The sequence below is a fragment of the Pseudomonas sp. FW305-20 genome, assembly GCF_058788075.1.
Genome location: NZ_JBYTAJ010000019.1, coordinates 103,225 through 118,172, shown reverse-complemented (window position 1 = coordinate 118,172; position 14,948 = coordinate 103,225). Strand labels below are relative to the sequence as shown.

The 14,948-nt window shown below is 59.3% G+C and carries 9 protein-coding genes; 3 read left to right on the top strand and 6 right to left on the bottom strand.

Features of this window, described 5'->3' with window-relative positions:
• Positions 1-213 precede the first annotated feature (213 nt).
• On the top strand, positions 214-909 hold the full coding sequence (aqpZ, locus tag AC3WP4_RS17850) for an aquaporin Z (RefSeq protein WP_102615544.1): 696 nt from the start codon (positions 214-216) through the stop codon (positions 907-909).
• A gap of 13 nt (positions 910-922) precedes the next feature.
• Here the strand turns inward: aqpZ and AC3WP4_RS17845 are convergent, their stop codons facing one another.
• Positions 923-2,047 (bottom strand): GNAT family N-acetyltransferase, encoded by a 1,125-nt coding sequence (locus AC3WP4_RS17845; RefSeq protein WP_102615543.1) that lies wholly within the window; start codon positions 2,045-2,047, stop codon positions 923-925.
• Positions 2,048-2,329: 282 nt separating this feature from the next.
• On the opposite strand from AC3WP4_RS17845, the gene AC3WP4_RS17840 reads away from it, so the two are divergent.
• Positions 2,330-3,646: a putative porin gene (locus AC3WP4_RS17840; protein ID WP_074874331.1), complete on the top strand. Its 1,317-nt coding sequence runs from the start codon at positions 2,330-2,332 to the stop codon at positions 3,644-3,646.
• Positions 3,647-3,948: 302 nt separating this feature from the next.
• On the opposite strand, the gene AC3WP4_RS17835 is transcribed toward AC3WP4_RS17840, so the two are convergent.
• From AC3WP4_RS17835 to aceK, 3 genes are all read right to left on the bottom strand, one after another.
• Positions 3,949-5,070, bottom strand: coding sequence for a beta-ketoacyl-ACP synthase III (locus tag AC3WP4_RS17835; protein ID WP_074874330.1), 1,122 nt, complete (start codon positions 5,068-5,070; stop codon positions 3,949-3,951).
• Positions 5,071-5,414: 344 nt separating this feature from the next.
• Positions 5,415-9,326, bottom strand: coding sequence for an ATP-dependent RNA helicase HrpA (gene hrpA, locus AC3WP4_RS17830; RefSeq protein ID WP_102615542.1), 3,912 nt, complete (start codon positions 9,324-9,326; stop codon positions 5,415-5,417).
• A gap of 193 nt (positions 9,327-9,519) precedes the next feature.
• Entirely contained in the window at positions 9,520-11,238 is a 1,719-nt protein-coding gene (gene aceK, locus AC3WP4_RS17825) for a bifunctional isocitrate dehydrogenase kinase/phosphatase (RefSeq protein ID WP_102615541.1), read from the bottom strand.
• A 129-nt stretch (positions 11,239-11,367) separates the two neighbouring features.
• On the opposite strand from aceK, the gene AC3WP4_RS17820 reads away from it, so the two are divergent.
• A complete protein-coding gene (locus AC3WP4_RS17820) occupies positions 11,368-12,276 on the top strand; it encodes a DMT family transporter (protein WP_102615540.1) in 909 nt (302 codons plus the stop codon).
• 224 nt (positions 12,277-12,500) lie between these two features.
• Here the strand turns inward: AC3WP4_RS17820 and AC3WP4_RS17815 are convergent, their stop codons facing one another.
• Positions 12,501-13,364, bottom strand: coding sequence for a DMT family transporter (locus tag AC3WP4_RS17815; RefSeq protein ID WP_074874325.1), 864 nt, complete (start codon positions 13,362-13,364; stop codon positions 12,501-12,503).
• 464 nt (positions 13,365-13,828) lie between these two features.
• Entirely contained in the window at positions 13,829-14,767 is a 939-nt protein-coding gene (locus tag AC3WP4_RS17810; RefSeq protein WP_074874324.1) for an aspartyl/asparaginyl beta-hydroxylase domain-containing protein, read from the bottom strand.
• Between the last annotated feature and the right edge of the window lie 181 nt (positions 14,768-14,948).

Genomic DNA, 14,948 nt, shown 5'->3' with positions numbered 1-14,948 from the left:
TGCCTCAAGGGACGCTCCGCGTCCAGTGACGCGGAGCGTCACGGGCTGCATTCCCACGCAGAGCGTGGGAACGATCTTGCCCCCCTCCCGACTGCTGGAAATCCACCAAAACCCTGCTGTAATCAGCCAAGGTTCTGGAGATGGACCTGTCGTAAATGTGCAGGATGCATCACTCGATACAGTCTCGATAGGAAGCCTATCAAGGACGCTCTCATGTCTCTGTTCAAACGTTCAGTCACTGAGTTGTTAGGTACGTTCTGGCTGGTGTTGGGAGGTTGCGGCAGTGCGGTCCTGGCTGCGTCTTCTCCGCTGGGGATCGGGGTGCTGGGTGTGGCCATGGCCTTTGGTCTGACGGTACTGACCATGGCATTCGCCATTGGTCATATTTCCGGCTGCCATCTCAACCCCGCCGTCTCGGTCGGTTTGTTCGTCGGCGGTCGATTCCCCGCCAAAGAGCTGCCCGCCTACATCATCGCTCAGGTGATTGGCGCGATTATCGCGGCGGGCTTGATCTACTACATCGCCAACGGCAAGGAAGGCTTCGACCTCGCCAACGGTCTGGCTTCCAACGGCTACGGCGAGCATTCTCCCGGCAAATACTCGATGGCCGCAGGCTTTGTCTGTGAACTGGTGATGACGGCGATGTTCGTGCTGATCATCCTCGGTGCCACCGACAAGCGCGCCCCCGCCGGGCTGGCACCGATCGCCATCGGCCTGGCCCTGACGCTGATTCACCTGATTTCGATTCCTGTCACCAACACCTCGGTCAACCCGGCACGCAGCACTGGCCCGGCGCTGATCGTCGGAGGCTGGGCCATCGCGCAATTGTGGATGTTCTGGGTGGCGCCGCTGCTCGGTGCGGTGATCGGCGGTGTGACGTATCGATGGCTGGGCAAGGAAAGCAGTTGAAGCGGGGCGAGGATCAGGCTTGCCGGTAAGGCAAGGCCGTCTTCGCTTCCTCGGCATACGCCAGCACGCCCACGCGCTCTTGCTGCAGGAAGTCTTTGACGGCAGCTTTCAGGCCGGGATGACGCAAGTAGTGCCATGAATGCGTGATCACCGGTTCGAACCCGCGAATCAGCTTGTGCTCGCCCTGAGCACCGGCGTCGAAACGCTGGAAGCCATTGGCAATCGCGTAGTCCATGCCCTGGTAGAAACAGGTCTCGAAGTGCAGACGATCGAATTCCGCCAGACAGCCCCAGTAACGGCCGTAAAAACTGTCGCCCCCCACCAGACTGAAGGCCATGGCCACCGGCCGTGAGCCTTGCTTGGCCAACACCACACGAATCGACTCTGGCATACGCTCGGCCAGCAAACTGAAAAACTCCCGCGTCAGATACGGCGCTTGCCGACGCACTGCGTAGGTATTGGCGTAGCAGGCATAGACAAAATCCCACTGCGCCTGATCGAGTTGCCGACCTTCAAGCCATTCGAAATCAATGCCCTGCCCCGCCACTTGTTCGCGTTCCTTGCGCATCTGCTTGCGCTTGCGCGAACTGAGGACGTCGAGGAAGTCCTGAAAATCCCGATAGCCACGATTCTGCCAGTGGTACTGACAGCCGATTCGCTGCAACCAGCCTGGCTGCTCGGCCAAGGCGGCGTCAGTGAACGGATCGGTGAAGTTGATGTGGGCGCTGGAGAGTTGTTCGATTTCAAGGTAGCCCGGCAGGCTTTTCAACAGTTCGAAACCGTCCTCGAGCGTGGCCGCCAGCAAACGCGGGCCGCTGACCGGACTGAACGGCACAGCCGTCAGCAGCTTGGGGTAGTAATCGATCCCCGCACGCTCACAGGCATCGGCCCAGGCGTGATCGAACACGTACTCGCCGTAGGAATGCCATTTGCGATAACTGGGCAACGCGGCAATCAGGCGATCGCCTTCGATGTGCAACAAATGCTCGGGTTGCCAGCCGGAATGCGGGCCGACGCTACCGCTGTCTTCCAGCGCGCTGAGAAAGGCGTGACGCAGAAAGGGCTGATTCTCGGGCACCAGGGCATCCCACGTCTGCGACGCGATTTCGGACAGATTTTGCAGGCGTTGCAGCGGCATCGGTTCTTCCCTACTTCTTTGCGTGAAAGCCCGGCGAGTATCGCCCATCGCCAAAAAATCCACACGAGCAATCCGCCGACAGGGCTCTGGATAAGGGTGTGCGCGATATTTGTATCGTCATCGAGACGCCATCACTTTGCCACTGCCCTGTCATAAACCATCGCGATACTGGCGCCTGTTTTTAGAGCGCCAGGTTCTAAACCTGGTCATTGTTTTCCGTCCTCAACGGTCGGTTGTGTCCTTGGATGGCTCGGTCATCCCATTACATCTTCGGAGATTGATATGCGTCTTGCTTCCACGAAAACTGCGGCGGCCTTGTGTGGTGGGTTGCTGCTGGCCATGAGTGTTCCGGCCAGCGCCGCAGTCGACGCCAAACTGCTCGACATGCTCAAGGCAAATGGCTCGATTTCGCCTGCGCAGTACACCGAACTGCAAGCCGAGCTGGCCAAGGATCAGAAAGACCAGCAAATCGCCCGCCAGGCTCAACAAGAGACCAATGAGCAGATCGCGGCGACTGCGAAGAAAACCAATGAACTGAGTACCTTCGACCAGAAACTGGCGTGGGCCGCCAAGACCCAATTCAAGGGTGACGTGCGTTTCCGTCAGGAAAACGTCCACAACGACGGCGTTTCAAACAACAAAGACCAGGATCGTCAGCGCATTCGTGCCCGCCTGGGTGCCTACAGCACGATCAACCCGCAAGTCGACACTGGCATCCGTATCGCCACCGGCAACAATGACGACGCTCGCTCCACCAACCAGAGCCTGGACAACTACTTCGACAAGAAACAGATCTGGCTGGACCAGGGTTACGTCGACTACCACCCGGACGCGATCAAGAACCTGCACATCGTTGGCGGCAAGATGCCGCAGCAATGGGTGAGCATGGGCGACATCATCTGGGATAGCGACATCAGCCCCGAAGGCCTGTCGGTGGCTTACAAATACCCGCTGGGCGCCAGCACCGAGCTGTTCGGTAGCGCCGGTCACTACACCCTCAAGGACAACGTCGATGGCGATGGCGTGCAGTTCAAACACGACTTGCGTCTGTACGCGGGTCAGTTGGGCGCGCGCTTCGCTATCACCGACAACCTGAAACTGACCCTGGGTGGCAGCGTCTACGGCTACGACAACGACGACGACATCCGCTCAGGCGGCACCAGCATTCCAGCCGCACTGGCGATCAACGGCAACAGCCCGAACGAGCAATTCAAACTGTACGAAGGCTTTGGTCAGCTCGACATCAGTGGCCTGCCTATGCCGCTCTCGCTGTACGGTCAGTACGTGAACAACCAAGACGCCAGCAACGATCAGGATTCTGCCTGGCTGGCTGGTGTGAAGACCAAGCTCTACGGCTTCGCAGTGGACTACAACTACCGCGACGTACAGCGTAACGCGGTGGTCGGCGCCTTCACCGATTCCGACTTCGCCAACGGTTTCACCGGTTCGCGTGGCAGCAAGTTGAAAGTGAGTTACGAGCTGGACAAGAACTTCGCCCTGGGGGCGACGTACTTCATGGCTAACTCTGACTACACCAACGCCAACCTGAAAGATTCGGACATCAACACCCTGCAACTGGATGCCGAAGCGAAGTTCTGATTCCCCGCTCCACGACTCGGACAAGGAAGCCCGAGCTCTTTTTTACAGCCTCGCGTTGGTCTATCGGTCCCCATCATCCGTCCGATAGACCAACGCGAGGCTGTTTTCATTTCCCGCAACACAGCCGGACCTTTGTGGCGAGCGAGCTTGCTCGCGTTGGGGCGCGAAGCGGCCCCATGTATTCCTCCAGACAAAACACACTCGCTGGTTTTACGACTGCTTCGCAGCCAAACGGGAGCAAGCTCCCTCGCCACAGGAAAGTGTCCTCGCCAAAAATCAGGCTGCGATCTTTTAAACCAAACTCAGCGCTTGCGCAGAATCACGCTACCAATCGAGTAACCGGCGCCGAACGAGCTGAGCACGGCCAGCGAACCGGCAGCCAGATCGTCCTGGTTTTTGTGAAATGCAATCACGGAACCGGCGGAGCTGGTGTTGGCGTAGGTGTCGAGGATCACCGGGGCTTCTTCTTCGGTGGCTTCGCGGCCCAGCAGCTTCTTGACGATCAGGTGATTCATGCTGAGGTTGGCCTGGTGCAGCCAGAAGCGTTTCACGTCGCTGATGTTGAGCGCGTTCTCTTCCAGGTGCGTAGCGATCAGCTCGGCGACCATCGGGCAGACATCGCGGAACACCTTGCGGCCTTCCTGCACGAACAGTTTGTCCTTGGTACCGATGCCCTCTTCCGCCGCGCGGTTGAGGAAGCCGAAGTTGTTGCGGATGTTGTTGGAGAACTTGGTCAGCAGCTTGGTGCTGACGATGTCGAACTGGTACTTGGACGTCGCCAGGTCAGCACGTTCGATGATCACCGCAGTCGCGGCGTCGCCGAAGATGAAGTGGCTGTCGCGGTCGCGGAAGTTCAGGTGACCGGTGCAGACTTCCGGGTTGACCATCAGGATCGCCCGGGCCTGGCCCAGTTGCACGCTGTTGGTCGCAGCCTGAATGCCGAAGGTCGCCGAGGAGCAGGCGACGTTCATGTCAAAACCGAAACCCTGGATGCCCAAGGCCTCCTGGACTTCGATGGCGATGGCCGGATAGGCCCGTTGCAGGTTGGAGCAGGCAACGATCACGCCGTCGATGTCCGCCGCGGTCTTGCCAGCACGCTGCAAGGCTTGCTCGGCGGCGCCGATGGCCATTTGGCAAAGCACCGACCACTCGTCATTCGAGCGTTCCGGCAGGCGTGGCGCCATGCGTTGCGGGTCGAGGATACCGTCCTTGTCCATGACAAAGCGGCTTTTGATGCCAGACGCCTTTTCGATAAACGCCGCGCTGGACTCGGTCAACGCTTCGATTTCGCCGCGCGCGATGGCGTCGGCGTTGTCGGCGTTGAATAGCGCGACGTAAGCGTTGAAAGACTGCACCAGCTCTTCGTTGGAGATGCTGTTGGCCGGGGTGTACAGGCCGGTGCCGCTGATGACGACGTTATGCATGGTCGTTTCTCTAATCTGTTCAGGCAGAAAGTGTTGGCACCGACGTACCAACACACAAAGGATCTGCTCCCGTCAGGGGGCGCAAACCTGGCATCGCTTTATTCCGATCCGCCCAGACCTGTGAAGGCTCAAAACTGCGGGGCCGGCGTTTATAGGCGCGAAGTTTGCCATAAACAATGGGTTTTGGCGCCTTTTTGCTGGATGACTCCCACCTACCAGGCAATACAAAAACCTGTGGGAGCGAGCCTGCTCGCGATGGCGGCATCACAGTCGACATAGATGTTGAATGTGATGGCCCCATCGCGAGCAGGCTCGCTCCCACAGGTATTGCACAAGTCTCGGATTCAGGGTTCGACCTGGGTCCACTGCTTGTTCAGGCGCTTGTCGGAGATCGGCACCTTGGTCCCCAGTTGTTGGGCGAACAGGGAAACCCGGTATTCCTCCAGCCACCAGCGATAGAGCTCCAATTGCGGATCGCGTTTGCCTTCCTGGGCATGTTTGTTGGCGCGGGTTTGATATTGCGTCCACAGGCCAGACAACTCGCCACTCCAGACCCGATCCCTCTGCACCTGAGCGCCGATTTTCTCGAAGCGCTGCTCGACCGCTTTCAGATAACGCGGCAGCTCCTTGAGCCACTGCATCGGGGTTTCACGGACGAAGCCCGGATACACCAGATGACTGAGCTGCTGCTTGATGTCGTTCAACGCCACGGCTTGCGCCAGGTCGATCTTGCCCTTGAAGCGTTTTTGCAGGCCGTGCCAGAGCTTGAGAATCTCCAGCGTCAGCTTCGCCAGCCGTTCGGCGTGCTCGGTCCAGCCGCCGCGTTTGCGTTCAGCCAGTGACGCCAACCCGGCGCCATCCCGTGGCAGCGGGTCTTCGCCGTCGAGAATGCAGCTGTCGAGGCTGGCCAGCAGGATGTCTTCGACCAGACTGTCGATGCGGCCCATGTCGCGGTACATCAGGCCCAGTTCGGTCAACCCCGGCAATTTGCTGCGCAGGAACTTCGCCGGTTCGGCCAGTTGCTGCATCAGCAAACGCTGCAAGGCGCGGCGATGTTGAAACTCGGCTTCGGCCGGCGTCGAGAAACGCCCTTCCTTGACCGTGCCGCTCTCCTCCACCAACGCCGGATACACCGTCATCGATAGCCCCGCGATCTTCTGCTGGGTTTTCTCGGCGACGGCGGCAAACACTTTCGGCTCAACCGGTTGCTGGTTTTTCGCGGTTTGCGGCACGGCCAGTGCGGCCTGACTGGCTTCGGCAAAGCGTGCGGTCAGTTCCGCCAGATCACGCCCTTCACCGAGGAACTTGCCCTGCCCGTCGACGATTTCCAGGTTCATCCGCAAATGACTGTCGACCTGCTGCGATGCTTCGGCCCAGGCTTCATCGCTGACCCGCGCACCGGTCATGCGCAACAGTTCGCGGCCCAGCGCTTGAGGCAACGAGCCCTCGGCGAAAGTCATGCGCTGCAATGCGGCTTTGACGAAGTCCGGCACCGGCACGAAATTCTTGCGCAGGGCTTTAGGCAGGTTGCGCACCAGCGCAATGCACTTGGCCTCGATCACGCCCGGCACCAGCCATTCCAGGCGCTCCGGCGGCAGCATCGGCAACAACGGCGCCGGCACGCGCAAGGTCACGCCGTCACGCGGGTGGTTGGGTTCGAAGTGGTAACTGAGCGCCAACTCCAGATCACCAATGTGCAAGGTGTCCGGGTAATGCAGGGCGGTGACTTCACTCGCCTCGCGGGCCAGCACGTCTTCTTCGCGCATGATCAGCAGCTGCGGGTCTTTCTGGCTGTTGACCCGATACCAGCTGTCGAAGGTCGCCGTCTGGTGGATCTCCGCCGGCAGTCGCGCATCGTAGAAGGCGAACAGGGTTTCTTCGTCGGCCAGAATGTCGCGACGGCGCGCCTTGGCTTCCAGTTCGTCGAGCTGTTCCAGCAGTTGCGCATTGGCGGTCAGGCACTTGGCCTTGGACTGAATCTCGCCGCGTACCAGGCCTTCACGAATGAACAGTTCACGGGACGTGACAGGGTCGATCGGCCCGTAATGCACCGGCCGGCGACCGACCACGATCAGCCCGAACAATGTGATCTGCTCGAAGGCCACGACTTGACCGCGCTTCTTCTCCCAATGGGGTTCGAAGTGGTTTTTCTTGATCAGGTGCCCGGCCAAGGGCTCGATCCAATCGGAGTCGATCTTGGCGACCATCCGCGCGTAGAGCTTGGTGGTTTCCACCAGTTCGGCAGCCATCAGCCATTGCGGACGCTTTTTACCGAGGCCCGATGACGGGTGAATCCAGAAACGCCGCTGACGCGCACCGAGGTAATCGCCCTCATCGGTTTTCTGGCCGATCTGGCTGAGCAGCCCCGAGAGCACGGCTTTGTGCAGTTTCGGGTAATCCGCCGGTTCTTTGTTGAGGCTCAACTGCATGTCGCGGCAGATCAGGCTCAACTGCCGATGGGAGTCGCGCCATTCGCGCAGACGCAGGTAATTCAGGAAATTCTTGCGGCACCAATTGCGCAGCGGGCTGGCGGTCAGGGCCTGGCGCTGTTCTTCGAAACCGCGCCACAGATTGACCAGCCCGGCGAAGTCCGAGTCCACGTCTTTCCATTGCGCATGCGCCTGATCCGCCGCTTGCTGACGTTCCGGAGGACGCTCGCGCGGGTCTTGAATCGACATGGCGCTGGCGACGATCAGCACTTCCTGCAAGCTGCCGAGTTTCGCCGCTTCCAGCAACATGCGGCCCATCCGCGGGTCCACTGGCAAGCGCGCCAATTGGCGGCCAAGCGGCGTCAGCTGGCTATTGCGGTCGACCGCCGAGAGTTCTTGCAGCAGGTTGAAACCGTCGCTGATAGCCTTGCCATCCGGCGGCTCGATAAACGGGAAATCGGTGATTTCGCCGAGGCGCAGATGCAACATCTGCAAAATCACCGCGGCGAGGTTGGTGCGCAGGATCTCCGGATCGGTAAATTCCGGCCGGCCAATGAAATCTTCTTCGCCGTACAGGCGAATGCAAATACCCGGCTCGACCCGTCCGCAGCGACCTTTACGCTGGTTGGCGCTGGCCTGGGAAATGGCTTCGATGGGCAGGCGCTGGACCTTGGCGCGGTAGCTGTAACGGCTGATGCGCGCGGTACCGCTGTCAATCACGTAACGAATGCCCGGCACGGTCAGCGAGGTTTCCGCGACGTTGGTCGCCAGGACCACGCGCCGACCTGGGTGCGACTGGAAAATCCGCTGCTGTTCGGCCGGCGACAGCCGTGCGTAGAGCGGCAGAATCTCGGTGTGCTTGAGCTGGGCCTTGCGCAGCATGTCCGCCGCGTCGCGAATCTCGCGCTCGCCGGGCAGGAACACCAGCACGTCGCCAGGGCTCTTGCGCTCGCTGCGTTCGAACGCGGCGATTTCGTCGAGGGTGGCGAGGATCGCCTGATCCACGGTCAAGTCGTCCTCGACGCGGTTGCCCTCTTCGTCCTGCTCCAGGGTCAGCGGGCGATACCAGGTTTCCACGGGGAAGGTGCGGCCGGAGACTTCGACAATCGGCGCGTCATCGAAGTGCTTGGAGAAGCGCTCCAGGTCGATGGTCGCCGAAGTGATGATGACTTTCAGGTCTGGACGACGCGGCAACAGGGTTTTCAGGTAACCGAGCAGGAAGTCGATGTTCAGGCTGCGTTCGTGGGCTTCGTCGACGATGATCGTGTCGTAGCGTTCGAGGTAGCGGTCGTTCTGGGTTTCCGCCAGCAGGATGCCGTCGGTCATCAGTTTGATCAGGGTGTTGGAATCGCTCTGGTCCTCGAACCGCACCTGATAGCCGACCAGCGCACCCAACGGCGTCGCCAGTTCTTCGGCGACCCGGCTCGCCACGCTGCGGGCGGCGATTCGACGGGGCTGAGTGTGGCCGATCAGGCCATGCTGACCGCGCCCGATTTCCAGGCAGATCTTCGGCAACTGGGTGGTTTTACCCGAACCGGTTTCACCGGCAATGATCAACACCTGATGCTTGAGCAGCGCTGCCTTGATTTCGTCGCGCTTGGCGGCGATCGGCAAACTGTCGTCGTAACGAATTACCGGCAGGCTGGCCCGCCGCGCCAGCACCTGATCACAGGACGCCTGCATGCGCGTCACCCATTGGGCCAGCTTGGCTTCATCAGGTTTTTTGCGCAGCTCAAGCAACTGCCGCCGCAGCCGGTGGCGGTCGGCGAGCATGGCGTGATCGAGGTTTTTCAGCAGTTTGTCGATGGAAGGCGATTCGTCAGTCATCAGGTACGCAATAAGTCGTCTAGTGGCGCAGGGGGGCGGATTGTCGCAGATTTGCGCTCTGCTGTGATCGTTCCCACGCTCCGCGTGGGAATGCAGCAAGGGACGCTCTGCGTCCCAAGAGCGGACGCGGAGCGTCCGGGGAGGCATTCCCACGCGGAGCGTGGGAACGATCGGTCAAGTTCACTCAGCGGGGTTACTCGTTATCGAGGCCTTTGCGCCGATACGGGAACACATCAATCACCTTCCCGGCGCGAATGGCTTCCTGAAGGCTTTTCCAGTAATCGGCGTTGTAAAGCTCACCATGCAACTGATCGAACAACTTGCGCTGCCCGGAGTCGGCAAACAAAAACGGCGGAAACTCTTCAGGAAATACATCCAGCGGCCCGATCGAATACCACGGTTCTGAAGCCATCTCGTCTTCCGGCGTACGCGGTTGCGGGATATGCCGGAAGTTGGCCTCGGTCAGGAAGCAAATCTCGTCATAGTCATAAAACACCACCCGTCCGTGCCGCGTGACGCCGAAGTTCTTCAGCAGCATGTCGCCGGGAAAGATGTTCGCCGCCGCCAGTTGCTTGATCGCCAGGCCGTAATCTTCCAGTGCCTCGCGGACCTGAGCGTCGTTGGCGTTCTCCAGATACAGGTTCAACGGCGTCATCCGACGTTCGGTCCAGCAGTGGCGGATCAGTACGGTGTCGTCCTCTACCGACACGGTGGACGCGGCCACTTCGAGCAATTCTTGCAGACAGGCCGGCTCGAACTTGCTCAACGGAAAACGGAAATCGGAAAATTCCTGGGTGTCGGCCATGCGCCCGACCCGATCGACACTTTTCACCAAGCGGTACTTCTCGATCACTGTGGCGCGGTCGACGTTTTTCGACGGCGAGAAGCGGTCCTTGATGATTTTGAATACGGTGTTGAAGCCCGGCAGGGTAAACACGCTCATCACCATGCCACGCACGCCCGGGGCCATGATGAACTGGTCGTCGGTGTTGGCCAGGTGATTGATCAGCGCCCGATAGAACTCGGATTTTCCGTGTTTATAGAAGCCGATCGAGGTGTACAGCTCGGCGATGTGCTTGCCCGGCAGGATGCGTTTGAGGAAACCGATGAACTCCGCTGGCACCGGCACGTCGACCATGAAATACGAACGGGTGAACGAGAAGATGATCGACACGTCCGCTTCATCAGTGATCAGCGCATCGATCTGAATCCCGCGACCCTCACGGTGCAGCAGCGGAATCACCAACGGCCATTGTTCGTCCTGGGTGTAGATGCGCCCGACCAGGTACGCCCCTTTGTTGCGGTAAAGCACCGAGGAAAACAGTTCGACGCTCAATTCCGGGTCCTTGCAGACCCAGTCCGGCAGGTTTTCGCGCAGTTGTGCTTCGAGGCGGCGCACGTCGCCGGCCAGATCGGCGTATTCCTCGCTGAAACGGTAGTCGGCAAAAATGCTCGCGAGCATGCCGGACAACTGGCCCTGGGGTTTGTAGGTGCGGGTTTGTGCGGCGCGGGCCCGACGCAGGCTTGGCCGGGTGGTGTGGATGAACATGCAGCCGTCGCTGATCAGATCGTGGCTGAACAGCCCGCAAAAGATCGAGTTGTACCAGGTTTCGGACAGTTCATCGTCGAAGCGCAGGTCGATCAGTTTGATGTAAGCGCTTTTGACCAACGGCCAGCAGCTGACGTCCAGCGTTTCAGCGTCAAACGCGATGCGCAGTCGTGCCACCGTTTCGCCGACTTTTTCTTCGTACAGATTGATCCGCGCCGCCGATGCGACCTGCGCCTCCTGCCACTTGGCCTGTTCAAAGCGGGCTCGGGCGCCGTCAGTGATCTGGCGGAAATGCTCGCGGTAATCGTCAAAGCCATCGAGGACCATTCGGGCGATGTCGGCGGCTGGCCATTGCTGCGGCATAGGTAAAACCTCGGCGGCTGATTCTTATCGTGGGGCCTGAGCTTAGTGGCCCTTCGTTACGCAACGCAACCATTGCCTTGCGTCCGGACTGGCGCGACACTTGCGCGCCAATCAAGGAAGGAACGCGCTGTGAACCCCGTCGATACCCTGCGTTTGTTATCGCTTGCCGCCATTTGGGGCGCGAGCTTTCTGTTCATGCGCATCATCGCCCCGGTGATCGGCACCATCCCCACTGCTTTTTTCCGCGTATCGATTGCCGCGGTCGGCCTGTTGGTGATCCTCGGGCTGATGCGCATCAGCTGGGATTTCAAAGGCAAACTCAAAACCGTGATGCTGCTCGGAGTGATCAACTCCGGGATACCGGCGACCCTCTATTCAGTAGCCGCGCAAGTGCTGCCGGCCGGTTATTCGGCGATATTCAACGCCACCACGCCACTGATGGGCGTGCTGATCGGCGGTCTGTTCTTCCATGAAAGGCTCACCGCCGCCAAGCTCGGCGGCGTGTTCCTCGGGCTGCTTGGCGTGGGCATCCTGACCCGAGCCGGTCCGGTGGCGTTCGACATGGAACTGCTAATGGGCGCCCTCGCCTGCCTGCTCGCCACGACCTGCTACGGTTTCGCCGGTTTCCTTGCGCGGCGCTGGCTCGATCACGCCGGCGGCCTCGACAGTCGTCTGTCGGCGGTGGGCAGCATGCTGGGTGCGACGTTGTTTCTGTTGCCGCTGTTCGGTTACAGCGTGATCAGCCAGCCACCGGAGAGCTGGGGCGGCTGGAATGTCTGGTTGTCGCTGCTGGGTTTGGGGCTGGTGTGTACGGCGCTTGCGTACATTATTTACTTCCGCCTGCTCAGCTCGGTCGGGCCGGTGAAGTCGATGACCACGACCTTTCTGATTCCGCCGTTCGGGGTGCTGTGGGGGGCGTTGTTGCTGGATGAGCCGTTGTCGATGGCGCACATCTATGGCGGGGTGTTGATTGCGGCGGCGTTGTGGTTGGTGTTGAAGACGGCGGTGGTGAAGCCAAAAGAGGTGGTTGCCAAGTAGTTAGGTGGTGCGGCTGATGACGCCATCGCGAGCAGGCTCGCTCCCACAGTGGATCTCCGGCGAACACAGACAGTGTGTGCACCGAAGCCCCCTGTGGGAGTGAGCCTGCTCGCGATGCTTTTAGACTTTCATCACCGCAAACTACAATGCCGCGTCACTCATTTCGCCATCCACCAGCCGCCGAATCCCCAGCGGATTGGCGTTCTGCAGCGCCTTGTTCTGTTTCAAGCGCTTTTACGGAATACGAACACCAATCCAACGATGATCAGCAACATGCCCAGCATGCTCAACGCCGCCAGCCGGTTGCCGAAAATCAGGTAGTCCATCACCGCCGTTACCGCCGGCACCAGGTAAAACAGGCTGGTGACATTCACCAGGTTGCCCCGGGCGATCAAGCGATACAGCAGCAAGGTTGCCAGTACCGACACGACCAATCCCATCCACAACACCGGCACGATAAAACCGGTGCTGTGTTCGAAATGAAAAGGTTGGAACGGAACGAAGACTCCGCAGAGCAACAGCCCCGCCAGGTACTGCACGGGCAGTGTGCCGAGGGGATTGTCGGTGATGCGCTTCTGCATGATCGAACCGAACGTCATGCTCGCCAGCGCCAGCAAACCGAAGAGCATCCCGGCCAGCGACATACCGGCCAGACCTATGCCCTGATACACCACCATGATCAACCCGGCCAACCCCAGCGTCAGACCAAACATTCTGCTGGCTGACCGCTGGCGCTCCATGATCACCACCGTGAGAATCGGCTGCACGCCCATGATCGTCGCCATGACGCCGGGTGTGACTTTCAGGTCCAGGGCCAGCAGATAGAAAATCTGATAAGCCCCCAGCAACACCACACCCGTGGCCATCGCATACACCATCGGCTTGCCGCCCTTGGGCAGTTTCAGCTTGAGCAGCGGCATCAAAAGCACCAATCCGCAGATTGCGATAGCGAAGCGAATCAACAGAAAAGCAAAAGGTGACGCATGGGCCAGGCCCCATTTGGAGAAGATCGCCCCGCTGCTCCACAGCAGAACGAACAGGCTCGTGGACGCCGCCGCGAGCGCGGATTGTTTCGAAAGGACAAACATGGATACCACCTGTAGTCAGGCAAAAAGCCAACTCAGCCGAAGCTGAAATTCAGTAGTTTTTCAGGCGCTTTTCAGAGGGGCACAGGAACAGCAGAAAAAAGCTGATCAGCCCGAGAAGCCAACGCCTGGCGGTGATACGACTGCGCACACCGGCGTGCTACTGACAGGTGGGGGGTAATGACTGATCTGCGCAGGCTGCTGATTCCCGCACGGCACGACGCCAGCGTTGACCGCTGAATCGACTACCGCGTTGATGAGGAAAGCAGGCATTGGGCTGATCTTTTTTGAGGGCTCGGGAGGTGAGTCATGAAACTCACCGAGCGCCGACTATAACCAGCGACTGACATGGATTGCAATGACTTGGCTGAAGAACCCATGAGCAAGCGTCTTACACCAATCCCTTGGCGAACAGGCTGCATAAAAAACGCTCCCTAAGGAGCGTTTTTTTCATTCAGGAATCGAGATTACCCAAATAACCAATACCCCAACCACGTCAACACCAGCACTGCGAGCACTGGCCGCAGCACTCGGTACGCCTTGGGATTGCGACGCTTCCACCGTTTTATCGCGCCACTGAACTTGTCACTGGAATGCTTGCTCCATGCGTAAACATGATTAATCCCGCCAACATGTTCATCTTCAAGATTCTGCGGTGCCGTGGCGCGACCCAAAAAGCCACTGACCCTGCGGTTGAGACGAGTCATCAGGCGGTTGCTCAGCGGTCGTTCGATGTCGCAAAAAAGGATAACCCGAGTCTTGTCGGTTTCGTTCTTGACCCAATGTACGTAGGTTTCGTCGAACATCACGTCTTCGCCATCACGCCAGGCGTAGACCTGACCGTCGACGAAGATCCGGCAATCATCAGAGTTCGGCGTCGATAGCCCCAAGTGATAACGTAGGGAACCGCCGAACGGATCACGGTGCGGATTGAGGTGGCTGCCGCCTGGCAGCAACGCGAACATGGCGCCTTTGACGTTGGGAATGCGGCTGAGCAGTGCCACGGTTTTCGGGCACAGGGCTTCGGCTGATGGCAGTGGTTTGTCGTACCACTTGAGGTAAAAGCGCTTCCAGCCTTTCTTGAAGAACGAACCGAACCCGGCGTCGTTGTTTCTTTCGGCGGCGCGGATGTAACCCTCGTCGAACAAATGCATCGCTTCGTCGCGGATAACTTCCCAGTTGTCCTTGAGCACATCCAGTTCCGGAAACTTGCTGCGGTCAAGATACGGTTTGGATGGCACGCTGGAGAACAGGTACATCAAGGCGTTATAAGGCGCGAACAACGCCGAGTGGTTGACGAACTGACGCAAGACCGGCAAACGCGCCTTGCCGCGCAAGTGCACATAGAGAGTGCTGCCGAAGAACAGCAACAAAAACGACGTCTTTGCGGCAAATGAAACGGTCATCAACAACTCCTTGATAGTAGACAACTTTGCACAACGCCATTTACCCGACGTGGCAGCCAGCCATGATCAACATGACCGGCCTCGGGAAGAATCCCGTGTTTCTCGACATTCAGTGTCAAGAAATGCGCAATGACGCACTTCTTAACACAAGGTTCCTGAACGGGGGCTGACCCGAATCAAC

Bases quoted from the DNA above. Each gene is read 5' to 3' on its own strand.
- aqpZ (WP_102615544.1), top strand. From the start codon at position 214: ATGTCTCTGTTCAAACGTTCAGTCACTGAGTTGTTAGGTACGTTCTGG.
- AC3WP4_RS17845 (WP_102615543.1), bottom strand. From the start codon at position 2,047: ATGCCGCTGCAACGCCTGCAAAATCTGTCCGAAATCGCGTCGCAGACG.
- AC3WP4_RS17840 (WP_074874331.1), top strand. From the start codon at position 2,330: ATGCGTCTTGCTTCCACGAAAACTGCGGCGGCCTTGTGTGGTGGGTTG.
- AC3WP4_RS17835 (WP_074874330.1), bottom strand. From the start codon at position 5,070: ATGCATAACGTCGTCATCAGCGGCACCGGCCTGTACACCCCGGCCAAC.
- hrpA (WP_102615542.1), bottom strand. From the start codon at position 9,326: ATGACTGACGAATCGCCTTCCATCGACAAACTGCTGAAAAACCTCGAT.
- aceK (WP_102615541.1), bottom strand. From the start codon at position 11,238: ATGCCGCAGCAATGGCCAGCCGCCGACATCGCCCGAATGGTCCTCGAT.
- AC3WP4_RS17815 (WP_074874325.1), bottom strand. From the start codon at position 13,364: ATGTTTGTCCTTTCGAAACAATCCGCGCTCGCGGCGGCGTCCACGAGC.
- AC3WP4_RS17810 (WP_074874324.1), bottom strand. From the start codon at position 14,767: ATGACCGTTTCATTTGCCGCAAAGACGTCGTTTTTGTTGCTGTTCTTC.